A 26,802-nucleotide genomic window follows, 5' to 3' on the forward strand; every position below is an offset into this window, starting at 1 on the left:
GTCGTTCAGAACCGCGTCGGGGCCCGGGATGCCGACCCCGCCTGCCGCGCCCGGGCCACGGCATCCGGCAGCGCCGCCACGAGTTCATCGACGTCGGCCTCTGTCGTCTCGTCGCCGACCGTGAAGCGCAGTGCTCCGCGAGCGACCTCCTCGGGCACCCCCATCGCGTGCAGCACGTGCGACGGCTCGCTCACCCCGCGGCGCAGGCCGAACCGGTGGAGACCGCGAACCCCGCGACGTCGAGCAGGAAGAGCAGGCTGTCGCCGTCGCAGCCGGGGAAGGTGAGGTGCGCATTGGACGGCAGCCGGCCGGCCGGATCCGGATCCCCGCGCAGCACCGCGTCGGGCACCGCGCTCCGGATGCCGTCGAGCAGCCGGTCGCGCACTCGCGCCATCCGCGCCGCGCGCTCCCCCAGGTTCGGCGAGCCGACGCCACCCACCGCCCGCGTCGCCGCAACCCCGAACGCCGCCGCACCCGCCGCGTCCTGCGTGCCGGAACGCGCGCGCTGCTGGGCGCCGCCGTGCAGCAACGGCTCGACCGTCGCCGTGCGCGCGAGATAGAGCGCGCCCACCCCCACGGGCCCGCCGATCTTGTGCGCGGCGAGGCTCAACGCCGCCACCCCGAGCTCGTGCACGTCGATCGGCAGCTGCCCGTATGCCGCGATCGCGTCGAGATGCACGGGCACGTCGTAGCGCGCTGCGAGCGCCGCGAGCTCGCGCACCGGTTGGATCGTGCCGACCTCGTTGTTGGCCCACAGCGACGTCACGAGCGCGACGTCGCCCGGGTTCGCGGCGAGCGCCCGCTTGAGCGCGTCGAGACGGATGCGGCCGAGGTCGTCGACGGGGATCCAGTCGAGCATCGCGCCCTCGTGCGCGGCGAGCCACTCGACGGAGTCGATCGTCGCGTGGTGCTCGGCCTCGGGCACGAGGATCCGCTGCTCCCGCGCGCGCGCCCAGTAGAGCCCCTTGATCGCGAGGTTGACGGCCTCGGTGCCGCCGCCGGTGAGCACGATCTCCGCGGGGTCCGCGCCGATCGACGCGGCCACGGCATCCCGCCCCGACTCGAGCAGTTCGCGCGCCGCCTGGCCGGGTCCGTGGATCGACGACGGGTTGCCGACCACGCGCAGCGCGTCGGTGTAGGCGGCGAGCACCTGGGGCGGCATGGGCGAGGTGGCCGCGTGGTCGAGATAGACCGCCATGCCCCCAACCTAGAGTCCGTAGTCTGGTGCGCATGCCGTCGGCCGATCCGCTCCGGGATCTCGGCGTGCGCCCCGTCGACGGCGGCGGCGAGCTGCGGGTGTGGAGTGCGAACGCCGGCGCCCTCGAACTGTGCGTGATCGACCCGGGAGACGGCGACCGGGTCGTGTGGTCGTCGCCGATGATCCGGGATGCCGACGACGTCTGGAGCATCACGAGCGCGGAGCTCGTGCCCGGCGCGTCGTACTCGGTGCGGGCGGACGGTCCCGCCGCCCCGGCGAACGCCTTCGACCCCGCCCGCCACCTGATCGACCCGTACGCGCGCGGCCTCCGCCGCACGACCGCGGGCTGGCGCGGCGAGGTGATGGACGGCGGGTTCGACTGGGGCGGGGTGGGCAAGCCCGGCATCGCGCTGGATCACACCGTGATCTACGAGGCGCACGTGAGGGGCCTCACGATGCGCAACCCCGACGTGCCCGAGCATTTGCGCGGCACGTATGCGGGGCTCGCGCATCCCTCGACGATCGGCTACCTGTGCGACCTCGGCGTCACGGCCGTCGAACTGCTGCCCGTGCATCAGCACGTGAGCGAGCAGCGGCTGCGCGCGATGGGCCTGACGAACTACTGGGGCTACAACACGCTCAACTTCTTCACCCCGCACGCGCAGTACGCGAGCCGCGCGGCGCAGGCCGAGGGCGCCGGCGGCGTGCTGCGCGAGTTCAAGGGCATGGTGCGGCTGCTGCACGAGGCCGGCCTCGAGGTGCTGCTCGACGTCGTCTACAACCACACCTCCGAGGAGGGCCGCGACGGCCCGACCACGAGCCTGCGCGGCCTCGACGACGCGAGCTACTACCGGCACGACGCCGACGGCGGCTACGTCGACACGACCGGATGCGGCAACACGCTCGACGTCTCGCGCCCCGCCGCCCAGCGCCTCGTGCTCGACTCGCTGCGCTACTGGGCGCGCGAGGTGCAGGTCGACGGCTTCCGGTTCGACCTCGCGGCGACCCTCGGGCGCGACGCCGCCGGCGACTTCGACCCGCGGCATCCGCTGCTCGAGGCCATCGTCGCCGACCCCGAGCTGCAGGACGTCAAGCTCATCGCCGAGCCCTGGGACGTCGGCCCCGGCGGCTGGCAGGTCGGCGCGTTCCCGCGGCGGTGGTCGGAGTGGAACGACGGCTACCGCGACCGGATGCGCAACTTCTGGCTGCGGGACGTCGCGGCCGCCCGCGACAACGGCCTGCCCTCGCAGGGCATCGGCCCGCTCGCGCGCCGCCTCGCCGGCTCCAACCACGTCTTCGCGCTGGAGCGCGGCCCGCTCGCGAGCGTCAACTTCATCACCGCGCACGACGGCTTCACCGCTGCCGACCTCGTCGCGTACGACGAGAAGCACAACCTCGGCAACGGCGAGGACGATCGTGACGGCACCAACGACAACAAGTCGTACAACCACGGCGTGGAGGGACCCACCGGCGACCCGGAGATCCTGGCGGCGCGGCGGAAGGCGATCCGGAATCTGCTCGGCACCCTGCTGCTCTCGGCCGGGGTGCCGATGCTCACGGCCGGCGACGAGTACGGCCGCAGCCAGAACGGCAACAACAACGCGTACTGCCAGGACTCGGAGCTCACGTGGCTCGACTGGTCCGGCCGGGCAGACTGGCAGCGGGACCTGCACGACGTGGTGCGGCAGCTGACGCGGCTGCGGCGCGAGAACCCGGCGCTGCGGCCGGTGCGCTTCGGACGCTGGGGCGAGACGACGCCGAGCGCCAGCCAGATGGACTGGTACAACAAGCAGGGCCTGTCGATGTCGCTGGAGGACTGGGACTCGCCGGCCGAGCGGACGCTGCAGTTCCTCGCCGCCTCGACGCCCGAGTTCGAGGACTTCAACCGCATCCTGCTCGTCGTGCACGGCCTCGAGACCACCGTGACCGTCACCCTCCCCGAGCACGAGGGCGTGGCGGGGTACACGCTGCTGTGGGATTCGTCACGCGACGACCTCGCCGACGCCGAGCTCGAGCACGGGCCGGGCGACGAGCTGGAGCTCGGGCCGACGTCGATGCTGCTGTTTCGCGCGCGCTAGGCGACTCAGCCCTCGATGCGGCGCAGCGCGCCGGGAATGCGGTCGGCGAGGAAGACATCATCGTCGACGCGCGAGAACCGGACGCCCTCCGCTCGGGCGCGAGCGGTGTCGATCGCGAACACCACGGGGCGCCCTCGACGAGCACCGACGCGGGCGGCGAGCTCGACGGTTCCCGACAGGTGCACCCGCTGCCGCGCCATGGGGCGCAGCCCGTCCCGGGCGACGACCTCCGCCGACTGCACCGGGGTCCCGTGATAGAGCACCGCCGGCACCGATTCCGTCTCCGGATGCTCGATCTGCTGCACGAGGGAGTGGCCGTACCGTGCGCGCACCCGGCCGTCGGCGATCTCGAAGCGCTGCTTGTCGCTGGTCGCGAGGATCTGGCGCAGGTCGGCCTCGGTGGCACCAGCCAGCTTCGGCACGGCGCGACCGATCGCGGCGAGCAACTCGTCGACGCCGGCCCAGCCATTCGCATCGAGAGCGATCCCGTACGCCTCCGGTTCATGCCGGAGGGCGTGCGAGACCGTCTTGCTCAGACGGACGAGGTCGACGCTCATGTCGAGGTCCACTTCGGCGCATCCAGCAGACCGACCCGGTCGTGCAACCACCCCTCGTGATACCCGCGAGCCGAGGAGAGCCAGTACGCGAACGTCGGCCATGACCCGCGATCCTCCCAACCGGAGCTTGCATAGGCATGGATGCGGAGCACCTGCTCGTCCGAACGATCGAGGTCGAAGCAGAAGAGATCGTCGCTGGCGGCGTTCTTCGCGAAGGGAACGAGCCGTCGTTCCGGATAGAGGGCCGCGAGCGTCTCCTGCCAAGCCATCGCGGCACCGCGGATCTCCGCCAGCCAGAAGATGGGCTGCAGATCCTCGAGTGGACGTCGCATGAGCGCGCCGAAGGTCGGCGATCGCCCTGCGAGGACCTTCCGATGCCTGAGCTGCGCCCACTGTCCGCGCCGGGTCTGCACCAGCCTCGGCGGGATCATCGGCGACCGTCGCGCGGGTCGCCCTGCGGATGCTGCGCGGCCCAGCTCGCGCCCTGCGACGCGACGCGATTGGTCACAGCCTCGCCCCAGGTCTGAGGGGTTCCGTGCCATCGATCGGCGAAGCGCAGATGTTGCGCCGGGGGAAGTGCTTCGTGATACTCGTGGACCTCGGCCACGATCTCGATGCCGGCATCGACGGCGGCGGCCAGGCGCGCGTTGTCCAGAGTCGTCATCCCACCGTCCGGCATTCTCACCACCAGAGCAGGCGGCCCCACCCATCCTTCGCGGCGCATGCTCTCGACGATGTCGCGCGAGTCAGGCATCGAACGCGTCATCTCGACCATCCCATCTCCGGTGCACGCTGAGCGCATCAGAGAGCCATTCGTCGAAGTCCTGCCAGTGCCCGCGCTCCTCCCATCCGGCGTCCGTGAAGGCGTGGATCATGTGGACCGTCGGGTCATCGTGGCGCTCCCCGATATCCCAGCAGAAGACGTCATCCGTCAGGCTGTTCTTCGCGAACGGGACCAGGCGACGTCCTGGGTACTGTTCGGATAGGACGGAGCTCCACCCTCGAGGAGTCCGTCGACCTCGACGAGCCATATCAGGGGAGAAATCTGAGGCAGCCCGCCGAGCACGACCTCGCGAAAGGAGTCGGGCGGGGCGAACCCGGAGGAGCGGCTGCCAAGACCGACCGCCAGCGTACGGCGCCGGCCGAGTCGCTGGTCATGGCTGTCCTGTCAATCGCGGGAGATCGAAGCTTCCGAACGGATTCTGCCCTGCCCACGTCGGTCCCTGTCGCTCGATCCGGGAGGTCGCGAAATCTCCCCACGTCGGTGCAGATCCGTCCAGACGGCCGAGCCGAACGAGCTGCTGCGGCGGGAGCGGATCAGCGAACTCGTGAACACGCGCCTGTATCGGAACCCCCGAGTGATGTGCTGCCAGCACCCTTGTGTTGTCGACAGAACTGATGGCTCCATCGGGCATCCGTACCGCGTCGACAGGTTTCCCAACCCAGCCATCGGTCTTCATACTCTTCACGATGTCCTCGAACGTATAGACCCTTCCACCTCGAATCTTCTCGAAGAAAACCGTCTTCTGGGTGAATCGCACGTCTCGGGGCGCCAAGGAGACGACGACACGACGCAGGCCGACGCTGCCCTCATCGGCGCGAGCGACGACGCGAAGAGCTGATGTGATCTCCCTGATAGATCGCGTTGCACCCACGAGGGAGGGAGCGATGCGGTCGGCCGCGCCGGCCAGCGCCACCGCTGCGGTCAGCCCACCGCCCACATGCGCGGCGAGACCGATGAGTGCGAGGACCTTGCCGCCCGGGATGAGGCCGATGGCGAGCATCGCGAGCTCACCCCAGGCGTTCTTGCCCTGCGCGATCGACATGAGCGCATCGAGCACGAGCAATGCCGTTGCCGCGGCGATGATCGCCCACACGATCGGTCCGCCGACGAAGATGGCCACGATACTGACGATGGTCAGCACGACCGTGGCAATCACGACGATCGCCTGCCATGCCGCGGAATCCTGGATCGCCTCCCACACCGACGACGGCTTGACCGCCCGACCCTTCGCGTCGCCGATCGCCTTCACCGCGATGTTCTCCGCCTCATCACGGGCGGCCTGAGCCTCCAACACCAAACGCTTCGCCGCCTCGATGCGCGCATTCGCCGACGCGATAGAGGCGCTCGCGGCGTCCATCGACGACTGGGTCTGCGTGACGTTGCGCGACATGGCCCGTAGCTGAGCGTCAGTGGGCATCGTCACGCCGGTCGGGGGTGGCACATCCTGGTACTTCTTCTGCAGCTTCTCCTGGCTCAGCTGCTGCGCATGCGCTGTCGACCACGACCGCTGCGCCTCGTCATACGCCGACTTCGCCGACTGCAGATCCGCGTGCGCCTCCCGCGCCAGCGCCAACCCACGATCCGCCTGCGCCTGCGCATCCTCCAGCGCCGACGCCCACCCACTCAACGCCGCCACGACCACCGAATACGAGTCGTCCGCCTTCTGGAGCTCCCCGGCATCCGATCCGTCTCGGACCGGAACACGTCCCCGGCCTCGCCGACCCACGCCTCCGCCGAGTGCGAACTGCGCATCCCCCGCATCACCGACGCAGCATTCGCCGCCACATACGCGATGTCGGTGTATCGCTGCGCGACCTGACGGATGCCGAACGCATCCCCGGCGTCGGGTCGACCTCGAGGTCGACGAGATACCAATCCGACGGGCGCGTCACGTGCCGATACAAGCATCGCGGCCGGCGGACGTCCCGAGTTATCCCCACCGCCCCACGCGCCGGATACCATCGAGCCGATGACCGACAGCTCGCAGCCCGTCGCCGGCTGGTATCCCGACCCGGAGAACGCGGCCGCCGAGCGGTGGTGGGACGGCACCGGATGGACCGATCACCGTCGACCGTCGACCGTCCCGCCGGTCGCGCCACCGGCGCCGGCCGCCGACCCGAACGCGTTCGCCGCACCGGGCGCGTCGCTCGCAGGAACGGCACCCGTTCCCACGCAGAGCGCCACGGTCTCCCCGTACGCGTCGCCGGCCGCCGCCGGGTACGGCGCGCAGGGCGACGGCGCCTCGGGTTACGCCGCCCCGGGCTATGCAGCCCCGGCCTACACGCCCGCGCAGCCCGCCAACACCCTCGCCGTAGTCGGTCTCGTCGTCGCGCTCGGCGGGCTCCTGTTCAGCTTCGGAGGACTGACGAGCCTCGCCGGCGGCATCATCTCGACCGTGGCGCTCGCACGCGCGTCGAAGATGCGTCGGCAGGGACTTCCCGGTCACCGGTGGGGCATGGCGCTCGCCGGCACCATCTGCGGGTACGCGCTCTTCGTCGTGATCGTGGCCCTCTTCATCGTGGGCATCTCGTTCCTGGTGAACAACCCGGAGTTCGGCAGCTACGACAGCACCCTCTCGTGAGCGGCACGCCCGCGACGGTCGCACCCGCGCCGCGGGCATCCGGTTCTCGGAGCACGAGTACGCGCACGATCCCGCCGCCGCGAGCTTCGGGCTCGAGGCCGCGGCGGCGCTCGGGGTCGAGCCCGAGCGCGTCTTCAAGACGCTCCTCGCCGAGGTCGATGGCTCGCTCGTGGTCGGGATCGTGCCGGTCACCACCATGCTCGACCTCAAGGCGCTCGCCGTCGCCGTGGGCGGCAAGCGCGCCGCGATGGCCGACCCGGCGCTCGCCCAGCGGCGCACGGGCTACGTCGTCGGCGGCATCAGCCCGATCGGCCAGAAGACCGCCGCGCCCACGGTGCTCGACGAGACGGCCGAACTGTGGGAGACCGTCTTCGTGAGCGGCGGTCGGCGCGGGTTCGATGTGGAGCTGGCGCCGGGCGACCTCGCGGGCGTCACCTCCGCGGTCCTCGCCGACATCTCGATGCGCCGGAGCTAGGCGACCAGCGCCTCCGCGTGCGCGTCGAGCACGGCCTCGAAGGCCGCTCGGTCGTGCGGAGCACCGAAGAGCGGGGAGCCGGGTTCGAGCAGGATGCCGCGGGCGAGCGGGCCGGCATCCACCGGATCGAAGCCGATGCGATCCACGAACGCGAGCACGGTCGCCAGGGCGGCATCGTCGTCCGACGCGGCCGCGACGGCGCGGCGGTCCGCAGCACCGGCCGGGCGGGCGTCCTCCTCGAGCTCGTGGTAGCCGAGGTGATTGAGGCTCTTGACGACCCGGGCACCCGGGAATGCGCGCTGCACGAGCACGCTCGTGCCGTACGGGGCGTCGGCGAGCTCGTCGATGCGGCCGTCGATCGGCTCCCAGTAGTTCATGACGTCGATGACGATCTTGCCGGCGAGCAGCGCGGGGTCCACAGCACGGAACTTGTGCATCGGCACCGCGAGCACGACGAGATCCGCGTCGCGCACGGCCTCGGCGGCCGTGGTGGGCACCGCACCCGGCACGAGCACCTCGACGATGAGCCGGATGCGCTCGGCGTCCCCCGACGCCGCGATGGCGACCTCGTCCCCCGCCGCGATCGCCGCGCGGGCGATCGACGTGCCGGCCTTCCCGGCGCCCAGAATCCCGATCTTCATGTCTTCGCATACAACAAGGGCGACGCCCCCGGCATTCCGTCCGCGAATGACCAAAGGGGCGGCGTCTCACCCTCCGTCGCGGCAAAAAGTAGTCATTCGCGAGTCAGGCCGCCGGGGTCGCGATGAGGCCGAGCTCCGCGGGAGACGCGAGAAGCGGGTGGGTCGGCACCACGCGCACGGTGTAGCCGAAGGCGCCCGGGCGCTCGAGCGTGATCGACCCGGCGTAGACGCTCGCGCCGTCGGACATCGTCTCGAACGCGAGCGGCAGGTGCCGCACCCCGGCGAGATCGTCGTCCTCCCGCGCATGCCCCGAGACCAGCTCGACCGACACGTCGCCGGGCGTGAGCTCGCCCAGCGCCACATAGGCGCGCACGTGCAGCTGCTCCCCCACCTGCGGGGTCGCGTCGACCCCTCCGGACTCGACGTGCGTCACGTGCACCTGCGGCCACGCCGCGGTGACCCGCTGCTTCCAGGCCGCGAGCTCCTGGCTGGCGTGTAGCCGGATGCCGAGATCGCCGCCTGGGCCCGTGACGCCGGCAGATACAGCCGCTCCACGTACTCGGTGACCATGCGATCCGCCGAGAGCGCGGGCGTGAGCGTCTGCAGGGTGTGCCGGATGCCGGCGACCCAGCGCGTCGGCACGCCGTCCGGGCCGCGGTCGTAGAAGCGCGGCGCGATCTGGTGCTCGATGAGGTCGTACAGCGACGCAGCCTCGAGCGCGTCGCGCTCCGCGGCATCCCCGCGCTGTCGGCCGACGGAATCGCCCAGCCGTTCTCATCATCGAAGTACTCGGCCCACCAGCCGTCGAGGATCGAGAGGTTCAGCGACCCGTTGAGCGCCGCCTTCATGCCGGAGGTGCCGCATGCCTCGAGGGGGCGCAGTGGATTGTTCAGCCAGACGTCCGTTCCGGGGTAGAGCAGTTGCGCCATCCCGATGTCGTAGTTCGGCAGGAAGACCATGCGCCCGCGCACGTCGCTCTCCATCGAGAACTCGACGAGGCGCTGGATGAGGCGCTTGCCCTCGTCGTCGGCCGGATGCGACTTGCCGGCGATCACGAGCTGCACGGGGCGGTCGGGATCGGTGAGCAGCCTCCGCAGCCGCTCCGGGTCGGTGAGCATGAGCGTGAGCCGCTTGTAGGTCGGCACCCGCCGCGCGAAGCCGATCGTGAGCACATCCGGGTCGAGCAGCCGCTGGATCCAGGTCGGCGTCGAGAGGCCGGGGTTCTCCTCCGACCATGCGGCGGCCTCGCGCCGGCGGGCGTCCTCCACGAGTTGCGCCCGCAGCCGCGAGCGCAGCGCCCACAGATCGGCGTCGCTGACCGCGCCCTCGCTGTAGTCGCCGCGCAGGCGCCACATCCGCGGATCGGTCCAGGTCGGTGCGTGCACGCCGTTGGTGATGGAGGTGATCGGCACGTCGTCCGCATCGAACCCCGGCCAGAGCGCGCCGAACATGTGCCGGCTCACCGCGCCGTGCAGCTTCGACACGCCGTTCGCGCGCTGCGCCAGTCGCAGGCCCATGACCGCCATGTTGAAGGTGCCGGGCGTGCCGCCCTCAGCGCCTGGGCTCATGGACTCCGGCTCGGCGCCGAGCGCCAGCACATCGGCCACCTCGAGCCCGGGCAGCAGGCCGGTGTCGAAGTAGCGCTCGACGAGCGCCGCGTCGAAGCGGTCGATGCCCGCCGGCACGGGAGTGTGGGTCGTGAAGATCGTGCCGGCGCGCACTGCCTGAAGCGCCTCGGCGAAGCTCAGGCCGTCGCCGACCAGGTCGCTGATGCGCTCGAGGCCGAGGAACCCGGCGTGCCCCTCGTTGGTGTGGAACACCTCGGCCGCGGGGATGCCCTGCAGCCGGGTGAAGGTCTTGACCGCGCGGGCGCCGCCGATCCCGAGCAGCAGCTCCTGCAGCAGCCGGTGCTCCCCGCCGCCGCCGTACAGCCGGTCGGTGACCCCGCGCAGCTCGTCGTCGTTCTCCTGCACGTCGGTATCGAGCAGCAGCAGGCAGACCCGGCCCACCTCGAGCTGCCAGATGCGCGCGGTGAGCGTGCGGTCGTCCGGCAGAGCCAGCTCCACCTGGGCGGCGGTGCCGTCCGGATGCCGCAGCACGCGCATCGGCAGGCCGTCCGGGTCGAGCACGGGGTAGCTCTCCTCCTGCCAGCCGTCGCGCGAGATGGCCTGGCGGAAGTAGCCGGCGCGGTAGAACAGCCCGACGCCGATGATCGGCACGCCGAGATCCGAGGCCGCCTTCAGGTGATCGCCGGCCAGGATGCCGAGACCGCCCGAATACTGCGGGAGCGCCGCGGCGATCCCGAACTCGGGCGAGAAGTAGGCGATGGTCTTCGGGGTGTCATCGCCGAGCGACTGGTACCAGCGCGGCTCGCGGATGTAGGCGTGCAGGTCGTCGCGCAGGGCGTTGGCGCGTCCGACGAAGCCCTCGTCGGCCGCGAGCTCCTCGAGCCGATCCGGTGGAACGGCGCCGAGCATGCCGATCGGGTCCTGACCCTGCGCGTCCCAGACCTGCGGCGCCACGTCGCGGAAGAGGTCCTGCGTCGGCCCGTGCCATGACCAGCGCAGATTGGTCGCGAGCTCGTCCAGAGCGCCGAGAGCCTCCGGCAGCACGGTGCGGACGGTGAATCGTCGGATGGCTTTCACCGGGTCCACGTTAGGTCACTCCCGAGGCGGCCGGATGACACGCCCGCCTACCCGAGCAGCACCTGGACGCATCCTCCGTGCCGCCTCGCCGCGACACGCCGACCCGCTAGCGTCGGAACGTGGCGACCCGCGTTGCACGTCCCCCGCGGATCGGTCGGATCCCGATCCGCGACTTCCGCCCGCTCCAGCCCGAGGCGCGCTGGCCCGCGAAGGCGGTCGTCGGCGAGGTCGTGCCGTTCGCGGCGACCGTCTTCCGCGAGGGGCACGGGCTGTTGTTCGTCGAGCTCGTGCTGACCGACCCGTCGGGCGCGGAGACGCGGCACCGCATGACCGAGCTCGAGCCGGGGCTGGACCGCTGGGGCGTCGAGGTGCGGATCGACACCGCCGGATCCTGGCGCTACCAGGTGCACGCGGCGAGCGACGACTGGGCGAGCTGGCTGCACGACGCCGACATCAAGATCCCGGCGGGGCAGGACGTGGAGCTCGTGCTCGCGATGGGCGCGCAGCTGCTCGGCCGGCCCGGCGGCCGGCTGCAGGTGCAGGCGCGCGACGCTCTCTCGGATGCCAAGCTCACCCCCGCCGCCCGTCTCTCGGTCGCGCACGACCCCCGCCTCGAGGCGGCGATCGCGGCCGACCCGATCGTCAGCCTCGACACCGTGACGCCGCCGCTCGAGCTGCGTGTCGAGCGACGCGCGGCCGGGGTCGGCGCCTGGTACGAGTTCTTCCCGCGCTCGGAGGGCGCGAAGCGCCCGAAGTCCGGCCCGCGCGCCGGGCGATGGGTCAGCGGCACGTTCCGCACGGCGGCGAAGCGCCTGCCGGCGATCGCGGCGATGGGGTTCGACGTCGTCTACCTGCCGCCGATCCACCCGATCGGGCGAACGTTCCGCAAGGGGCCGAACAACTCCCCCGAGGCCGGACCCGACGATCCGGGCAGCCCGTGGGCCATCGGGGCGGCCGAGGGCGGTCACGACGCGATCCATCCCGACCTCGGCACGCTCGCCGACTTCCAGGCGTTCCTCAAGGAGGCCGAGCGCACCGGGCTGGAGGTCGCCATCGACCTGGCGCTGCAGTGCTCGCCCGACCACCCCTGGGTGACCGAGCATCCGGAGTGGTTCACGCAGCGCCCCGACGGCACGATCGCGTACGCCGAGAACCCGCCCAAGAAGTACCAGGACATCTACCCGCTCAACTTCGACCGCGACCCCGAGGGCATCCGGGCCGAGGTGCGGCGGATCGTCGAGCTGTGGATCGAGCGCGGCGTGCGGATCTTCCGCGTCGACAACCCGCACACCAAGCCGCTCGACTTCTGGGAGTGGCTTCTCGGCGACATCGGCGACGCGCATCCGGATGCCGTCTTCCTCGCCGAGGCGTTCACCCGTCCGCCGATGCTGCACGCGCTCGCGGGCGCCGGGTTCCAGCAGTCGTACTCGTACTTCGCCTGGCGCAACACCCGGACGGAGCTCGAGGAGTTCCTGCAGGAGATCTCGGGCGAGGACGCCGACTACCTGCGGCCCAACCTGTTCGTGAACACCCCCGACATCCTCACCGAGTACCTGCAGTTCGGGGGCGTGCCGGCCTACAAGATCCGCGCGGCGATCGCCGCGACCGCCGCCCCGCTGTGGGGCGTCTACTCGGGCTTCGAGCTGTTCGAGGACGTCGCCCGCCCCGGCAGCGAGGAGAACATCGACAACGAGAAGTACGAGTACCGGCCCCGCGACTGGGCCGGGGCGGCCGCGAGCGGACGCACGCTCGCGCCCTACCTGAGCATGCTCAACGACGTGCGGCGCCGGCATCCGGCGCTCGCGCAGCTGCGAGGGCTGACCGTGCACCGCAGCGACGACGACGCCGTGCTCGTGTACTCCAAGCACCTCGACGGGCGCTTCACCGGGTCCGGGGCGCCCGACACCGTGATCGTGGTGGCCAACACCGACCCGCACTCGGTGCGCGAGACGATCGTGCACCTCGACCTCGCGGCGCTCGGCCTGGCTCCCGGCGAGCGCTTCGGCGTGCACGACGAGGTCAGCGGCGCCGACTGGATCTGGAGCGACACCGACTACGTGCGGCTCGACGCGTTCGCCGAGCCCGTGCACATCCTGGAGGTGCGCCGATGACCGCGCAGCGCGGGGATGCCGCCCCGCAGGACGGGAATGCCGCCGCGCCCGCGCTGCCCGCCCTGCATCCGGACCACATCGCGGCGCTCGTGCAGGGCCGGCACCCGCGCCCGCACGACGCGCTCGGACAGCACCCGCTCGACTCCGCCGACCCGACGGGCGGCTTCGTCGTGCGCGTCGTCCGGCCGCTCGCCGCATCGGTCACGATCGTGCGGGCCGACGGCACGCGAGTGGCGCTCGAGCACGTGCAGGACGGCCTCTGGCACGGCCTCCTCCCCGGTTCCGGCCAGGCCTACCGGGTCGAGGCGACGTACGCCGACGGCCCGGAATGGACCGCCGACGACCCCTACCGCTTCGTGCCGACGTTCGGCGAGATGGACCTCTTCCTCTTCGCGCAGGGACGGCACGAGCAGCTGTGGCAGGCGCTCGGCGCCCACCACCGCCCGCACGAGGGGATCGACGGCACGGCGTTCTCGGTGTGGGCGCCGCACGCCCAGGCGGTACGCGTCGTCGGCGACGTCAACGGCTGGGACGGCACCCGGCACGCCATGCGCCGGCTCGACGAGAACGGCGTGTGGGAGCTCTTCGTGCCGGGGCTCGAGCCGGGCGGCATCTACAAGTTCGAGCTGCTCACGGCCGACGGCCGGTGGGTGACCCGCGCCGACCCCATGGCGCGCTTCACCGAGACGCCGCCGCAGACCGGCTCCAAGATCGAGGTGTCGGGTTTCACCTGGTCGGACGCGGCGTGGATGGCGAAGCGGGCCGCGAGCGACCCGCACGCCGGGCCGATCAGCGTCTACGAGATCCACCTGGGCTCCTGGCGCCCCGGGCTCGGCTACCGGGAGGCCGCCGACGAGCTCATCGAGTACCTCGCGCAGACCGGGTTCACCCACGTCGAGTTCCTGCCGCTGGCCGAGCACCCGTTCGGCGGATCGTGGGGCTACCAGGTGACGGGGTACTACGCGCCGACCAGCCGGTTCGGGCATCCGGACGACCTCAGGTACCTCATCGACCGGCTGCACGTCGCCGGCTACGGCGTGATCATGGACTGGGTGCCGGGGCACTTCCCCAAGGACGAGTGGGCGCTCGCCCGGTTCGACGGCGAGCCGCTGTACGAGCACTCCGACCCGCGGCTCGGCGACCAGCCCGACTGGGGCACGCACGTCTTCAACTTCGGCGACTCGCAGGTGCGCAACTTCCTCGTCGCCAACGCGCTGTTCTGGCTCGAGGAGTTCCACATCGACGGACTCCGGGTCGACGCGGTCGCCTCGATGCTCTACCTCGACTACTCCCGCGCCGAGGGGCAGTGGGTGCCCAACCGGTACGGCGGGCGCGAGAACCTGGAGGCGATCAGCTTCCTGCAGGAGGCGAACGCGACGGCGTACAAGCGCAATCCCGGCATCATGATGATCGCCGAGGAGTCGACCTCGTGGCCGGGCGTGACCAAGCCCACCGACCAGGGCGGCCTCGGCTTCGGGCTCAAGTGGAACATGGGCTGGATGCACGACTCGCTGCAGTACATGCACGAGGACCCGATGTGGCGCTCCCACCACCAGAGCGAGCTGACCTTCTCGTTCGTGTACGCGTTCAGTGAGAGCTTCCTGCTGCCGATCAGCCACGACGAGGTCGTGCACGGCAAGGGCTCGCTGCTCGGCAAGATGCCGGGCGACCAGTGGCAGAAGCTCGCCAACGTGCGCGCGTACCTCGCCTACATGTGGGCGCATCCGGGCAAGCAGCTGCTGTTCATGGGGTCGGAGTTCGGCCAGCCCTCCGAGTGGAGCGAGCAGCGCGGGCTCGACTGGTGGATCCTCGACCAGCCGGCGCACCAGGGGCTGCTGCGGCTCGTCGGGCAGCTCAACCGGATCTACCGCGAGCAGCCGGCGCTCTGGGAGCGCGATTTCTCCGACGCCGGGTTCGAGTTCGTCGCGAGCGACCCGCAGAACGACGTGCTCGCCTTCCTGCGGCGCTCGGCATCCGGCGACGAGGTCGCGTGCCTCATCAACTTCAGCGGCGCGCCGGTGGGCCCGTACCGGGTCGGGATGCCGTCGGCCGGCCGGTGGGACGAGATCCTCAACACCGACGCGGCTGAGTTCGGCGGCTCCGGGGTCGGCAACCTCGGCGGCGTCGACGTCGAAGACGTTCCCTGGGGCGGACGCCCGGCGTCGGTGGAGCTCACGCTGCCGCCGCTCGCGGCCCTCTGGCTGAAGCGGGCCTGACGCGGGCGTCAGTACAGCAGCGTCGTCAGCCGACGGCGCGCCGCCACCACGCGCGGATCCTCGGCGCCCGCGATCTCGAAGTACTGCAGGAGCCGACGGCGCACGACATCCTTGCCATCCTGCGGCAGCGCCGGGAACAGGTCCAGGAGCCGGTCGAACGCGTCGTCGAGGTGACCGCCGCTCACGTCGAGGTCGGCGACGGCGAGCTGGGCATCGACGTCGCCGCCGCGGTCGGCGGCCGCCGACCGCACGAGGGCGGCATCCACCCCGTCCAGGCGCTGCAGCAGGGAGGCCTGAGCCAGCCCCGCGACGGCGAGCTCGTCACGCGGATTCTGCGCGATGGCCGCCTCGTACTCCGCGAGGGCGGTCGCGTAGTCGCCGCGCGAGATGGCGTCGAACGCCTCCTGATGGTGGGGCGGCAACGGCTCCTCGACCGGTTCCGGCGCCGGGGCGTCGGGATCGGCGTCGGCGGCCGGGCTCAGCACGCCGGTCACGCCGTTCTGCGCCGCGAGCTGAAGCAGCTCGTCGAGGACCTGCCGCACCTCGGGTTCCGCGGGCATGCCGAGGAACAGATTCACGGGTCGACCGGCGACCACGGCGGCGACCGCCGGCACCTCGCGGACCTGGAACGCCTGGGCGAGTTGCGGGTTCACGGAGCCGTCGACCGTCGCGAGCGCGAGGCGGCCGCCGTAGGACCGCACGAGCCCGCTCAGGGCGGGCTGGAGTCCCGCCGCATAGAACTCGACGACGACCGGCACGCGGGCCGAGAGGTCGACGACGCGCTGGAACGAGGCGTCGCCCGCTTCGAAGACGAGCTCATCGGATGCCGCACCGTCCGCCGGTGCTGCTCCGGGCTCCGGGGCGGGGGCGTTCGCACGACGCACGAGCGCGGACAGGTCGACAGCCCCGCGCAGGTTCGGACCGGGAGGGACGTTGCTCACGCGATCGATCCTGACACGATCAGGGCACCTCGCTCGCGGCGATGAGCCCCTGGGCGAATCCGAGCAGCTGGATCTTCTTGCCCTTGGCGCTCACCGGCGGCACGTAGAACAGCAGTTGCAGCCCGTAGGTCGCGGTGATGCCCTTGAGGGACTGCGACTTGCCGGAGAGCGTCTTCACCTGGCCCGACGGGTTCACGGCCGCGCCCGTCTCCGTCGGCTTGACCGTCTCGATGTCGTGATCCTCCACCGCGACGATCTGGCCGGAGTCGTTCGTGCCGAACGCAACCGTGTCACCGGAGCCCGCCGTGTTGGTGTAGACGATGGTCGCGGTCGCCGGCAGGCTCGACTTCTTGCTGGCCTTGTAGGCGGCGCCGATCGCCGCCGCGAGCTTGTCGCCGGTGGCCTGGAAGTCGTCGGCGTACTTGCTCTTGTCGCCGTTGATCAGTGTGTCGCCGTACGCCTCGGCGAGCTGATCGGGTCGCAGGATGCCGATCTTGTTGTCGGCCGCCTGACGCTGGGCCCCGACCGTCGCGGGCGCCACGGCGGGCACGTCGAGCTCCAGCGTGGTCGCGTAGGTGATCTTGTAGTTCTCGCGCGGCGAGTTCTGCACAAGCATCATGCCGACCGGGGCCGCTTTCGCATCGGTCGCGCTCTCCACGACCGCGAACACGGCGCGCGGCCAGGTCTTCGTCTGCTGCGGCAGCGCGATCGAGACCTTGCCGGTCGGCAGCGCCGGGAGCGCCGGGGTGTCGGCACTGGCGCCGCGGATCGTGTAGTTCGCGGAGCGCAGGGCGAGCGCGGGCCCGTCCATCCGGGTCGCGAGCAGGGTGGCGTCGCGCGCGCTGTCGGCGTCCGCCACGGTGTGCTCGGCGCGATCCAGGATGTGGTCCAGCTGCGGTCCGGTGACGGCGGTGGGCTGCAGCTTGGGTCCCACCGGGGTCGGGCTGGCCGTGACCGCCGGCGTGACGGCGCTCGTGCAGCCGGCGAGCAGCAGCGACGCGGCGCCGGCCGCGACGAGCCCCAGGGCCGCGCTGCGGCGACGGCCGCGCTGGGGCGCTTCGATCGCCTTCCGATCGGCCCCGCGGCGCAGCTGGGGCGGGCGCGGGTTGCGCGGCGTCCGCGGGGTCTTGCGGCGGGGTCCGCGGCGGCGGCGAGCGTGGACGAGTGCCCAGATGAACGCGAGCAGGCCGAGCAGCAGCACGCCGATCCCGCCGATCACCAGGGGCGTCGACCACGGGGCCGAGTTGTCGAGCGGCCAGGTGATGCTGATCCTGGCGGGCGCCGCGCTCTTGCCGTTGGAGGCGACGAGCAGCGCGACATCGCTCGGGGCATCGATCTTGCGGGTGATCTCGGTCGACCCGGTCGACTCCTGGACCCAGAGGTCCGACCCCGCGGGCGACGGAGCCGTCCGATGCTGACCGGTCACGCTCTGCTGGGTGAACGCGAGCCGCTTCGCGCTCCAGCCGACGTCGGCGAACGACGTCGTGCCGATCCATGCCCGCACGTCGTTCCGGCGGCCCGCCGCGAGAAAGACGGTCTTGCTGCCCGCGATCGTGACCGTCTGGGTTCCCGGATGGGCGTGCAGGCTCGCCGGCTCGACGAGGGTCAGCGGCGCGTCGCCACGGACGGTCACCTCATGGGTGACCGACGAGGGCCCGGCCAGGAAGGTGCGCTGGGCGAGGCCGTAGCCGACCGTGGCGGCGGCGACCACGAAGAGAACGATCGCGATCACGAATCGCACGTAGGAGCTCCTCTCGTGCTGCCGGGTTCACGCATTGACGCGACCCGTCCGGGGCCGTTCGGGCCGGCCGGTAACCCGCCCAAGGGCACGCGGGGCAGGGGACGAAGACGTTCCAGGATACCGGAGCGCCCGGCCAACGTCTGGGAGGACTCTGGGCAGGTGCGGGGGCGGGCCCTCCGCGGGCGTCCCCGAACGGGGGTCGTCAGGTGACCGGGCGTCGTTACACTCGGATGGTTCCCCCAAGCGATCAAGGAGCGAAGCGGTGGCAGACGACGCATTCGGGACCGAGCTCCGAGGGTACAAAAAGGACGAGGTCGACGAGACGGTCAGCCGGCTCCGGCGGGACCTCATCAAGGCGAACGCCGACAAGGCGGAGCAGACCAAGGAGCTCAAGCGCCTCCAGGCCGTCGCCGAAGACCTGCAGGCGGAGCTCGACGAGGTCGGCTCCCCCACCTATTCGGGCCTCGGGACCAAGCTCGAGAACACGCTCCGTATCGCCGAGGAGCAGTCGACCCGCCTCATCAGCCAGGCCGACATCGACGCCGAGAAGATGCGCGCCGCCGTGCAGGCGGAGGTCGCCCAGCTCCGGCAGGAGGCCGCCGAGCACGCCGAGAGCGTCGTCGGCGAGGCGAACGAGCACGTCGAGCGGGTGCGCGCGGACGCCGCGGCCGACGCCGAGCAGCTGCTGACCCGCGCGCGCGACGAGGCCGCGACGCTGCTGCAGGACGCTCAGCGCGAGGCCGCGTCGATCCGCGGGGCCGCGGCGACCGAGGTCGCGGACGCGAAGGCGACCGGCGCGCGCGAGGGCGCCGCCATCCGCGCGGAGGCCGAGCGCGAGGCGGCGGAGCTGCGCGTCGCCGCCCAGCGCGAGGTCGCGGCCGCCCGGGAGGAGGCCGCCGCCCTCTCCCGTGACACCGAGCGCGCCCGCGCGGAGTTCGTCGCCGAGGAGCAGCGCCGTCGCGCCGACCTCGAGCGCGAGCTCGAGGAGGGTCGCACCAACCTGGAGCGCGAGACCCGCGAGGCACGGCTCGCACTCGAACAGGACACTGCGGCCGCCAACGCGGCGCTCGATGCCGAGACCGAGAAGGCGCGCGCCGACCTCACCGCCCGCACGGCTCAGGCGAAGGTCGAGCATGACGCCGCCGTCAAGCAGGCCAAGGCCGAGCACGAGGCGACGGTGAGCCGCTCGCGCGCCGAGCTCGAGGCGGAGATCACCGGCCGCCGTGCCGAGCTCGAGGCCGAGCTCACCGCGCGACGCACCGAGGTCGAGAACGAGCTCGCCGCCAAGCTGGCGGGCATCGACGAGGAGGTCACCGCCAAGCGCACGGCGATCGATGCCGAGGTCGCGGCGCAGCGCAGCTCGCTCGAGTCGGACCTGACCGGCGCCCGCGCGGCGCACGACGCCGAGCTGGCGGGCGAGAAGGCGGCGTGGAAGGCCGAGCGCAAGGGCGCGAAGGACACGCTGGCCGCCGAGGTCTCCGGTGCGCGATCGGCGCTGGAGGCGGAGCTCGCCCAGGCGCGCAGCGTCCACGCGGCGCAGCTGGAGAAGGAGCGCGCCGACCACGATCGCGAGCTGGCACGGCAGCGCGCCGAGATCGAGCACGAGCTCGAGAACCACCGCGCGCGCATCCAGCACGAGACGGACGCCCAGGCGGCGACCCTCGCGGCCGCGGCCGAGCAGGCCCGCTCGGACCTCGAGGTCGAGCTGAGCGCCCGGCGCGACACCGCCGAGAAGGAGTACGCCGCCACGCACGCGGAGGCGGCGAAGGCGACGGAGGAGTATCTGCGTCAGGCCAAGGCGCAGCTCGAGGCCGCGCAGAAGGACGCTGCGGACAAGCGCGCCGAGGCCGATCGGATCGCGGCCGACTCGAAGAAGAAGAACGCCGAGTCGATCGAGAAGGCGCGCCAGAGCGCGAAGCAGACGCTCGCCGACGCGGACGCCAGGGCCAAGGCGCAGCTGGCCGAGGCTCAGGAGCGCTCCGCACAGCTGCTCGGCGATGCCGAGGAGCGGCTCGGGCAGATCCGGGTCGAGCGCGAGTCGGTGGCCGGCTACCTGCAGAGCCTGCGCGGGATGCTCGCCCAGGCCGAGCGCGCCGCCGCCGATCACGGCTTCCCGATGGAGCAGGCCGACGAGCCCGCCGCCGCGAACGCCGGCGAGCCGGCCGGATCGGCCGACGACGAGGCCGCCGATGCCGGCGACGTCGACGAGGAGACCCTCGAGCGCGAGCACGCGTCCTGAGCCGCGCCGCGCCGCGCGGTGACGACGGAGCGCTCCGGTAGCCTTCGAGCGTGAAGATCCAGAACGCCTTCCGCCTCGGCCTGTTCGGCGGGCTCGGCGTCCTCGTGGCGATCGTCATCGGCGGGGCCCTGACGTCGCTGGCGACGATCCTCACCTATGTCGGCGCGGCCCTCTTCCTCGCGCTCGGCATCGATCCGGCGGTGTCGTTCCTGCAGCGGCACAAGTTCCCGCGCACCGCCGCGATCGTCACGGTGCTGGTCGTCATCCTGGGTGTCTTCACCGGCCTGGTCTTCGCACTCATCCCGGTGCTGAGCGACCAGATCAGCAATCTGATCGGGCAGATCCCGACGATCACCAAGGCTTTCAACAACGGGCAGATCGAGACGTGGTGGAACGGCACGATCCCCTGGCTGGAGTACTCGGCGGTCCTGCAGAACGTGCAGGACTTCTTCAACAAGAACGTGTCGTCGATCACGGGCGGCGTGCTGCAGACCGTCACGACGATCGGCTCCGGCGTGTTCGGGGTGATCATCGTCGCGATCCTGACCCTGTACTTCGTGGCTTCGCTGTCGAGCATCAAGCGCGGCCTTTACCAGTTCGTGCCGGCCACCAAGCGCGAGACGTTCATCGACATCTCGGAGCAGATCAGCAAGGCCGTGGGGCGCTACGTGATCGGGCAGGTCGGGCTGGGCCTCTGCAACGGCGTGCTGAGCTTCATCTTCCTGCTCATCATGTCGCTGACCACCGGGGTGAAGTACTACGCACTGCTCGCCTTCATCGCGTTCCTCTTCTCGCTCATCCCGCTCGTCGGAACGCTCGTCGGATCGATCATCATCACGTTCTCGGCGTGGCTGTTCAGCGACTTCAACATCTGGGCGCTCATCATCTGCGGGATCTACTACCTGATCTACATGCAGGTGGAGGCATACGTGCTGAGCCCGAACATCATGAACCGCGCGGTCAAGGTGCCGGGTGTCGTCGTCGTGATCGCAGCTCTGGCCGGCGGCACGCTCCTCGGGATCCTGGGTGCCCTCATCGCTATTCCGGTGGCGGCGGCGATCCTCCTCATCGTGAAGCAGGTCATCGTGCCCCGGCAGAACGCCCTCTGAATCCGCTGAGCGCTCGGGTCGGCTCAGCCCCGTTGCACGGCCAGGCCGGAGGCCTCCCACTCGACGATGCCGCCCTCGATGTTGGCGGCGTCGTAGCCCTGCTGCTCGAGGAACAGCGTCACGCGCGCGCTGCGCGCGCCCGAGTGGCACAGGACATACAGGGGCCTTCCGGCAGCTCGGCGAGGTGCTCCTGCAGCGAGCTCATCGGCAGCATCACCGCGCCGGCCACGCTCACCTGGGCGACCTCGTACGGCTCCCGCACGTCGATCAGCGCAGCGTGGTCGAGCCGGGCGAACTCGGCCGGTGTGATGCTCTTCATCGCCGTGGTCTCCATTCCGTGGGCAGGGGCAGGGCGGCGGGGTTGACGCGGGCGACGATCTCGGCGAGCACCCGGGCGGTCTGCTTCTCGCCGACCCAGAGGTGCTTGCCGCCATCGACGGCGACCACGTCGGCGTCGGGCACGACGGCGAACCGGGCGGCGGCCTCCGCCGGCCGCAGGTAGTCGTCGAACTCCGGGATGACGGCCACCAGCCGCTTGCCGCTGCCCTGCCAGGCGGCGAGCTCGGTCCCGGTCGTGCGATGCAGCGGCGGCGAGAGCAGGATCGCGCCGACGATCGGCTGCTCGAGGCCCCACTTGAGAGCGACCTCCGTTCCGAACGACCAGCCGAGCAGCCACGGCTGCGGGAGCGCGCGGGCCGCCACCAGGTCCATCGCGGCGGCGAGGTCGGCGCGCTCCGCGATCCCGTGCCCGAACTCGCCGTCGCTGCGACCGCGCGGCGACGCGACGCCGCGGAAGTTGAAGCGCAGCACCGCGATCCGGGCGAGCTCGGGCAGCCGGGCCGCCGCCTTGCGGATGATGTGCGAGTCCATGAACCCGCCGTGCGTCGGCAGCGGATGCAGGCACACGAGCGTCGCGACCGGGTCCGCATCGAGGGGCAGCGCGAGCTCGCCGACCAGGGTGAGGCCGTCGCTCGTGTGCAGCTCGACGTTCTCGCGGCAGGCCGGCAGCTCGACGCCCGACCGGATCGCGATGGCGGCCTCGGCGGCGTCGCTCACGTGCGGATCCTCCAGCAGTGCGCGTGCCAATGCCGGCGGCCGGCCAGGTCGTCATCGGCGCCCATGATGCCGTCGGCGCGCCAGGTTACGACGTGCGCGGTCCCGACCTCGATGTCGCCCCCGCACCCGGGGCAGACGTACACCTTCACCGCGGACGATGCCGACTGCGGTTGCACGTTCCACGCACCGTCGCGGCGCGTCTCGACGCGCAGCCGGCCGGCCAGGGCACGCTCGAGATCGAGCGGCTCCGGCTCAGGCGCGTGGAAGCGGCGGCGGGGCACCATCCCAGCCTACGTAAGCGTCAGCTCCGGCCGCGTCAATACCAGTTGGAGGACTGCCAGTGCGCGAGCGCGGCGCACGGGGTGCCGTACCGGCCGGAGATGTAGCCGAGGCCCCAGGTGATCTGCGTCGCCGCCTCGCTCTGCCAGTTCGGGCCGGCGCTCGCCATCTTCGAGCCCGGCAGCGCCTGCGGAATGCCGTACGCCCCCGAGACGGGGTTGCCGGCGTAGACGTTCCAGTGCGACTCGTGGTTCCAGAGCGTGACGAGACACGAGTACTGGTCGTCGCCCATGCCACGGGCCTTCAGCATCCCGTACGCGATCGCCTGCGCCGTGCCCGGATCGGGGGCGGCGGCGCGCGGGACGCCCAGCCGCGGCGCGGCGGCGACGCGGGGCGGCTCGGGCTTGGTCACCGAGAACCCGTCGCGGGTGACGGCCGCCACCGTGACGGCGGACAGCGCGAACGTCTGACCGTGGTGCGGCCGCGGCGGGTCGGCGGTCGCGGCGACCGCCGGCATCCGGGGCTGGGCGAGCGTGAGCGCGATCAGCCCGAACGAGACCGTCACGGCCAGCAGCGACAGCGCGTAGCGCGCACGGCCCTGCTTCTGCGCCCGCACCGCGTGGCGGCGCGGCGAATAGTGCACCGCTTCGCTCGATGAACCGCCCACAGTCGTCCGATTGTAATCGACGACCCTCCGCGGGCCGCTCAGGGTGTGCGCACCGCCAGGATCACGGCGATGGTGGCATCCAGCAGCGCGTCCACCTGGGCCTCGGCGTATCCCCCGCGCTGGGAGTGGAACGCGACCTGCCGCAGGTCGTCGACACCGAGGGTCGACCCCGTCTGGAAGAACCGCCGGATGCGGTCCATCGTGATGTCGACCTCCCGCACGGAGTAGCCGGCCGTGAGCCAGTTGAGCCGGCGGAACCGATGACCGCGCGGGCGCGAGATGCGGGACAGGATGACCTCGGCACTCCCGCGGGCCCGCAGATACCAGGCCTGGTCGCCCGCGCTCTCGACGGCGGATTGCCGCTCGCGTGTCGCGAACGCGTCCTCCAGGCGCTCGAGGGCGGCATCCACGACGTCGGGCTGGTACCCGCGACGCCGCATCGAGAAGGCGGTCGTGCGGATCCGCTCGGAGTCGAGGCCGGCCTGGCCCGCCGGGGCGGAATACGCGCGCCGCGCCAGCTCCAGGAACTCCTCCACCTCGGCCGTGTCGTAGCCGCGGCCCTTGGACACACGGGGGAAGGTCGAGCTCACCGGGCGATCCTACCGACAGGTAGTGTGCGAACCATGGAGCAGCGCAGGCTTCGTGCGCGGTGCGTGATCGCGGGCGGCGGCCCCGGCGGCATGATGCTCGGGATCGGGCTGGCGCGCGCCGGCGTCGACGTGGTGGTGCTCGAGAAGCACGCCGACTTCCTGCGCGACTTCCGCGGCGACACCGTGCACCCCTCGACGCTCGACATCATCGACCAGCTCGGCATCCGCGACGGGTTCGAGGCGATCCGGCACCACAGCGTCTCGGGACTCGACATCGTGCTCGACGGCACCCGCCTGCACCCGATCGACTTCGCGAGTCTGCGGGGCCCGAACCGCGAGATCGCGCTCATGCCGCAGTGGGATCTGCTCAACCTCCTCGCCGAGCACGGGCGCACGCTGCCGGGCTTCCGGCTGCTCATGTCGACGGAGGCGGTGGCGCTGCAGCGCGACGACACCGGCCGCACGACGGGGCTCGTCGCCCGCGACGACCGGGGCGAGCTGCGGATCGACGCCGATCTCACCGTGCTCGCCGACGGGCGCGACGATCGGCTGCGGGCGGAGGCGGGCCTGACGCCGCGAGAGTTCGGCGTGCCGATCGACGTGCTCTGGTTCCGGCTCGATCTACCCGCGGGCGAGGTGCCGCCCGACACGCTCGCCTACGTGACGCCGCGCACGATGCTTGTGACCATCCCGCGCACCGGCTACTACCAGTGCGGCCTGCTGATCCCGAAGGGCGCCTTCGACGACGTGCGTGCGGCCGGCCTGGGCGCGTTGCGCGACCGGATCACCGGGGCGGCGCCCTTCCTGCGCGGCTCCGCCGAGGCGATCACCGAGTGGAGCCAGGTCAAGCTGCTCGCCGTGCAGATCGATCGGCTCGAGTGCTGGTGGACCCCGGCCTGCTCGCGATCGGCGACGCCGCGCACGCGATGTCGCCCGCGTTCGGGGTCGGGATCAACTACGCGATCCAGGATGCCGTGGCCGCGGCGAACGCGCTCGCCGCTCCCCTGCGCGACGGCTCCGACCTCGCCCCGCACCTCGCCGCGCTGCAGCGGCGACGACTTCCCCGGTCACCCACATGCAGGCCCTGCAGCTGCGGGCGCACCGGCTCATCGCGGGACGCTCGGCCGCGATCCTGCACACCGCCGCGCTGGTACGAGCGCGCGATGCTCGCCCTGGCGCTCCCGATCGCCCGGCGCGCGGCCGCGAGGATCGTCGGGCGGGGGTTCCGGCCGGAGCGACTCGACGACGTGCCGCCGACCCGGTCGGATCAGCGCAGTCCGGCGACGCCCAGCACGTAGTAGATCGCGTACGCAACGGCCGCGCTCGGCAGGATCGAGTCGAGCCGGTCGAGGAAGCCGCCGTGCCCCGGCAGCCAGCTGGAGATGTCCTTGACTCCCAGATCGCGCTTGATGAGCGACTCCGTGAGGTCGCCCGCGGTGCCGACGAGCGCGAGCAGCACGCCCATGACGACTCCGACCCAGATCGCCACGTGCAGCATGAGCGGCGCGAGGATCGCGCCGGCGATGATCGCCACCACGATGGATCCCGCGAACCCCTCCCAGGTCTTGCCGGGACTGATGTTCGGGGCGAGCTTGTGCCTGCCGAGCCAGATCCCGGTTCCCCAGGCGCCCGTGTCGGTCGCGACCACGATGATCATGCACGCGAGCGTCCAGTACTGGCCGCCCACGGAGCTCGCGTGCGGCCCGGATGACGCGGTCAGCACGATGTAGAAGCCCGCCATGAAGGTCACGTACACCTGCACGAAGACGCCCGCGCCGATGTCGAGCAGCACGTTGCGCCCGCCCGTGCGGTGCGTCGGCAGGAGCAGTTCGACCAGCCGCCACAGCGTCACGATGACGATCGCGGCGAGCACGCCCAGCCAGAGGCCCTGCACCGAGACGCCGAGTCCGTAGGGGTGCGTCACGTCGCGCCAGAAGGCGAAGCCGTCGGGGTCCGGCGGCGCCGCCGCGTAGAAGGCGACCGGCATGACGAGGATGCCGACCACGACCGACACGACGCGGGGCGTCATCCGGCCCCCACCCGGATCGCGGTCGACAGCTCCCACGCGGTGAAGCCGGCCAGCACGGCGCCGAAGATGACGAACAGCCAGTTGAGGATGATGAGCGAGACGATCAGCGCCCCGCCGAGCAGGATGCCGATGCCGATCGCCGCCGGCAGGTTGCGTCCGCTGCGGCGGTTGATCGCCTCGTTGGCGGCATCCAGCTGGGCGCGGGCCTCCCGCAGCCCGGCCTCGATGTCGGCTCGGGGGCGTGACGCCGATCGGCTCGCGGCGCCGGGGTCGGCTCGTCGGGCGGGATCGCCATCAGACCTCGAGCAGCTCGGCTTCCTTGTGCTTGAGCGCCTCGTCGATCGCGTCGACGTGCGTCTTCGTGATCGCGTCGAGCTCCTTCTCCGCGCGGGCGATCTCGTCCTCGCCGACCTCCTTCTGGCCGTCGAGGTCGTCCTTGGCCTTCCGGCGCAGGTTGCGCAGCACGACCTTCGCGTCCTCGCCCTTGGAGCGCACGAGCTTGACGAACTCCCTGCGCCGGTCCTCGGTCAGCTCGGGCATCGTCACCCGGATGATCGTGCCGTCATTGGTCGGCGTGGCGCCGAGGTTCGGGAAGGCCACGATCGCCTTCTCGATCTCCTTGAGCGCGGTCTTGTCGTACGGCGTGATGATGAGGGTGCGCGCCTCGGGGTTCTGCAGGCCCGCCAGCTGGTTCAGCGGCGTGGGCGTGCCGTAGTAGTCGACGGGGATCTTCTGGAAGAGGGCGGGATTGGCGCGCCCCGTGCGCACGGTCGCGAAGTCGTCCTTGGCGACCTCCACGGCACGGTCCATCTTCTCGCGGGCCTCGGCGAGCACGTCACTGATCACGTCGATCTCCTCACGGGAA

General features: G+C 71.5%; 22 protein-coding genes and 4 pseudogenes. 9 read left to right on the top strand and 17 right to left on the bottom strand.

All coding sequences use genetic code 11. The annotated features are described in order from the left end of the window. Nucleotides 1–5: 5 nt before the first annotated feature. A pseudogene (locus QQK35_RS03520) lies at nucleotides 6–1,198 on the bottom strand (cysteine desulfurase family protein). 32 nt (nucleotides 1,199–1,230) lie between these two features. Between QQK35_RS03520 and glgX the strand changes: the two are divergent. Further along, the gene (gene glgX / locus QQK35_RS03525) at nucleotides 1,231–3,276 is read left to right on the top strand and encodes a glycogen debranching protein GlgX (RefSeq protein ID WP_284252915.1); all 2,046 of its coding nucleotides are present in this window, start codon (nucleotides 1,231–1,233) and stop codon (nucleotides 3,274–3,276) included. Nucleotides 3,277–3,281: 5 nt separating this feature from the next. On the opposite strand, the gene QQK35_RS03530 is transcribed toward glgX, so the two are convergent. The 4 genes from QQK35_RS03530 to QQK35_RS03545 all read right to left on the bottom strand — a co-directional run bounded on the left by QQK35_RS03530 (nucleotide 3,282) and on the right by QQK35_RS03545 (nucleotide 6,259). Further along, entirely contained in the window at nucleotides 3,282–3,833 is a 552-nt protein-coding gene (locus tag QQK35_RS03530) for an RNA 2'-phosphotransferase (RefSeq protein WP_284252917.1), read from the bottom strand. Beyond that, a complete protein-coding gene (locus tag QQK35_RS03535; protein WP_284252919.1) occupies nucleotides 3,830–4,165 on the bottom strand; it encodes a hypothetical protein in 336 nt (111 codons plus the stop codon). Before QQK35_RS03535 ends, QQK35_RS03530 begins: the two co-directional genes overlap by 4 nt. A gap of 95 nt (nucleotides 4,166–4,260) precedes the next feature. Then, nucleotides 4,261–4,608 (bottom strand): hypothetical protein, encoded by a 348-nt coding sequence (locus QQK35_RS03540; protein WP_284252921.1) that lies wholly within the window; start codon nucleotides 4,606–4,608, stop codon nucleotides 4,261–4,263. Nucleotides 4,609–4,987: 379 nt separating this feature from the next. Beyond that, complete coding sequence (locus QQK35_RS03545; protein ID WP_284252923.1) at nucleotides 4,988–6,259, bottom strand: hypothetical protein; 1,272 nt, start codon at nucleotides 6,257–6,259, stop codon at nucleotides 4,988–4,990. A gap of 327 nt (nucleotides 6,260–6,586) precedes the next feature. On the opposite strand from QQK35_RS03545, the gene QQK35_RS03550 reads away from it, so the two are divergent. Both QQK35_RS03550 and ybaK read left to right on the top strand, forming a co-directional pair. Further along, on the top strand, nucleotides 6,587–7,198 hold the full coding sequence (locus QQK35_RS03550; RefSeq protein ID WP_284252925.1) for a DUF2510 domain-containing protein: 612 nt from the start codon (nucleotides 6,587–6,589) through the stop codon (nucleotides 7,196–7,198). Then, nucleotides 7,195–7,673 (top strand): annotated as a pseudogene (ybaK, locus tag QQK35_RS03555) (Cys-tRNA(Pro) deacylase). Before QQK35_RS03550 ends, ybaK begins: the two are co-directional and overlap by 4 nt. Here ybaK and QQK35_RS03560 read toward each other — a convergent pair. Together QQK35_RS03560 and glgP are read right to left on the bottom strand one after the other, a co-directional pair. Beyond that, nucleotides 7,670–8,314, bottom strand: a complete 645-nt coding sequence (locus QQK35_RS03560; protein WP_284252926.1) for an NADPH-dependent F420 reductase — start codon at nucleotides 8,312–8,314, stop codon at nucleotides 7,670–7,672. The pseudogene ybaK and the gene QQK35_RS03560 overlap by 4 nt on opposite strands. A 103-nt stretch (nucleotides 8,315–8,417) precedes the next feature. Then, nucleotides 8,418–10,959: pseudogene (gene glgP / locus QQK35_RS03565) on the bottom strand (alpha-glucan family phosphorylase). A gap of 119 nt (nucleotides 10,960–11,078) precedes the next feature. Here glgP and QQK35_RS03570 point away from each other — a divergent pair. Beyond that, on the top strand, nucleotides 11,079–13,070 hold the full coding sequence (locus QQK35_RS03570; RefSeq protein WP_425564987.1) for an alpha-1,4-glucan--maltose-1-phosphate maltosyltransferase: 1,992 nt from the start codon (nucleotides 11,079–11,081) through the stop codon (nucleotides 13,068–13,070). After that, nucleotides 13,067–15,286 carry a 1,4-alpha-glucan branching protein GlgB gene (gene glgB, locus QQK35_RS03575; RefSeq protein WP_284252928.1) on the top strand — a complete coding sequence of 740 codons (2,220 nt, stop codon included), beginning with the start codon at nucleotides 13,067–13,069 and terminating at the stop codon, nucleotides 15,284–15,286. The genes QQK35_RS03570 and glgB overlap by 4 nt, the downstream gene beginning before the upstream one ends. An 8-nt stretch (nucleotides 15,287–15,294) precedes the next feature. Here glgB and QQK35_RS03580 read toward each other — a convergent pair whose 3' ends face one another. Together QQK35_RS03580 and QQK35_RS03585 are read right to left on the bottom strand one after the other, a co-directional pair. Next, nucleotides 15,295–16,227 (bottom strand): co-chaperone YbbN, encoded by a 933-nt coding sequence (locus QQK35_RS03580; RefSeq protein WP_284252929.1) that lies wholly within the window; start codon nucleotides 16,225–16,227, stop codon nucleotides 15,295–15,297. A gap of 19 nt (nucleotides 16,228–16,246) precedes the next feature. Further along, nucleotides 16,247–17,968, bottom strand: coding sequence for a DUF8094 domain-containing protein (locus tag QQK35_RS03585; RefSeq protein WP_284252931.1), 1,722 nt, complete (start codon nucleotides 17,966–17,968; stop codon nucleotides 16,247–16,249). 262 nt (nucleotides 17,969–18,230) lie between these two features. On the opposite strand from QQK35_RS03585, the gene QQK35_RS03590 reads away from it, so the two are divergent. Beyond that, the gene (locus QQK35_RS03590) at nucleotides 18,231–20,207 is read left to right on the top strand and encodes a hypothetical protein (protein WP_284252933.1); all 1,977 of its coding nucleotides are present in this window, start codon (nucleotides 18,231–18,233) and stop codon (nucleotides 20,205–20,207) included. Between the two features lie 50 nt (nucleotides 20,208–20,257). After that, nucleotides 20,258–21,316 carry an AI-2E family transporter gene (locus tag QQK35_RS03595; RefSeq protein ID WP_284252934.1) on the top strand — a complete coding sequence of 353 codons (1,059 nt, stop codon included), beginning with the start codon at nucleotides 20,258–20,260 and terminating at the stop codon, nucleotides 21,314–21,316. Nucleotides 21,317–21,339: 23 nt separating this feature from the next. On the opposite strand, the gene QQK35_RS19575 is transcribed toward QQK35_RS03595, so the two are convergent. Genes QQK35_RS19575 through QQK35_RS03620 form a run of 6 tightly spaced genes read right to left on the bottom strand, consistent with a single transcriptional unit; the run spans nucleotide 21,340 to nucleotide 23,908 of the window. After that, entirely contained in the window at nucleotides 21,340–21,438 is a 99-nt protein-coding gene (locus QQK35_RS19575; protein ID WP_348534877.1) for a hypothetical protein, read from the bottom strand. Then, nucleotides 21,435–21,650, bottom strand: coding sequence for a rhodanese-like domain-containing protein (locus tag QQK35_RS03600; RefSeq protein WP_284252937.1), 216 nt, complete (start codon nucleotides 21,648–21,650; stop codon nucleotides 21,435–21,437). Before QQK35_RS03600 ends, QQK35_RS19575 begins: the two co-directional genes overlap by 4 nt. Further along, nucleotides 21,632–22,372 carry an alpha/beta hydrolase gene (locus QQK35_RS03605; protein WP_284252939.1) on the bottom strand — a complete coding sequence of 247 codons (741 nt, stop codon included), beginning with the start codon at nucleotides 22,370–22,372 and terminating at the stop codon, nucleotides 21,632–21,634. Before QQK35_RS03605 ends, QQK35_RS03600 begins: the two co-directional genes overlap by 19 nt. Further along, nucleotides 22,369–22,653, bottom strand: coding sequence for a hypothetical protein (locus tag QQK35_RS03610; RefSeq protein WP_284252941.1), 285 nt, complete (start codon nucleotides 22,651–22,653; stop codon nucleotides 22,369–22,371). The genes QQK35_RS03605 and QQK35_RS03610 overlap by 4 nt, the downstream gene beginning before the upstream one ends. A 35-nt stretch (nucleotides 22,654–22,688) precedes the next feature. Next, the gene (locus QQK35_RS03615; RefSeq protein ID WP_284252943.1) at nucleotides 22,689–23,318 is read right to left on the bottom strand and encodes an aggregation-promoting factor C-terminal-like domain-containing protein; all 630 of its coding nucleotides are present in this window, start codon (nucleotides 23,316–23,318) and stop codon (nucleotides 22,689–22,691) included. Between the two features lie 38 nt (nucleotides 23,319–23,356). Then, complete coding sequence (locus QQK35_RS03620) at nucleotides 23,357–23,908, bottom strand: DivIVA domain-containing protein (protein WP_284252945.1); 552 nt, start codon at nucleotides 23,906–23,908, stop codon at nucleotides 23,357–23,359. Nucleotides 23,909–24,001: 93 nt separating this feature from the next. Between QQK35_RS03620 and QQK35_RS03625 the strand changes: the two are divergent. Both QQK35_RS03625 and QQK35_RS03630 read left to right on the top strand, forming a co-directional pair. Next, nucleotides 24,002–24,436, top strand: a pseudogene (locus tag QQK35_RS03625) (FAD-dependent monooxygenase); the annotation flags it as partial. Between the two features lie 356 nt (nucleotides 24,437–24,792). Next, the gene (locus tag QQK35_RS03630; RefSeq protein ID WP_284255586.1) at nucleotides 24,793–25,206 is read left to right on the top strand and encodes an FAD-dependent monooxygenase; all 414 of its coding nucleotides are present in this window, start codon (nucleotides 24,793–24,795) and stop codon (nucleotides 25,204–25,206) included. Here the strand turns inward: QQK35_RS03630 and QQK35_RS03635 are convergent. Together QQK35_RS03635 and frr are read right to left on the bottom strand one after the other, a co-directional pair. Beyond that, on the bottom strand, nucleotides 25,176–25,973 hold the full coding sequence (locus tag QQK35_RS03635; RefSeq protein ID WP_284252947.1) for a phosphatidate cytidylyltransferase: 798 nt from the start codon (nucleotides 25,971–25,973) through the stop codon (nucleotides 25,176–25,178). The two genes, QQK35_RS03630 and QQK35_RS03635, sit on opposite strands and share 31 nt — an antisense overlap. Nucleotides 25,974–26,231: 258 nt before the next feature. Beyond that, complete coding sequence (gene frr / locus QQK35_RS03640; protein ID WP_284252949.1) at nucleotides 26,232–26,783, bottom strand: ribosome recycling factor; 552 nt, start codon at nucleotides 26,781–26,783, stop codon at nucleotides 26,232–26,234. Nucleotides 26,784–26,802: the final 19 nt, after the last annotated feature.

Origin of the sequence: Pseudolysinimonas kribbensis, from assembly GCF_030161895.1 — a bacterium.
Classification (GTDB): domain Bacteria; phylum Actinomycetota; class Actinomycetes; order Actinomycetales; family Microbacteriaceae; genus Pseudolysinimonas; species Pseudolysinimonas kribbensis.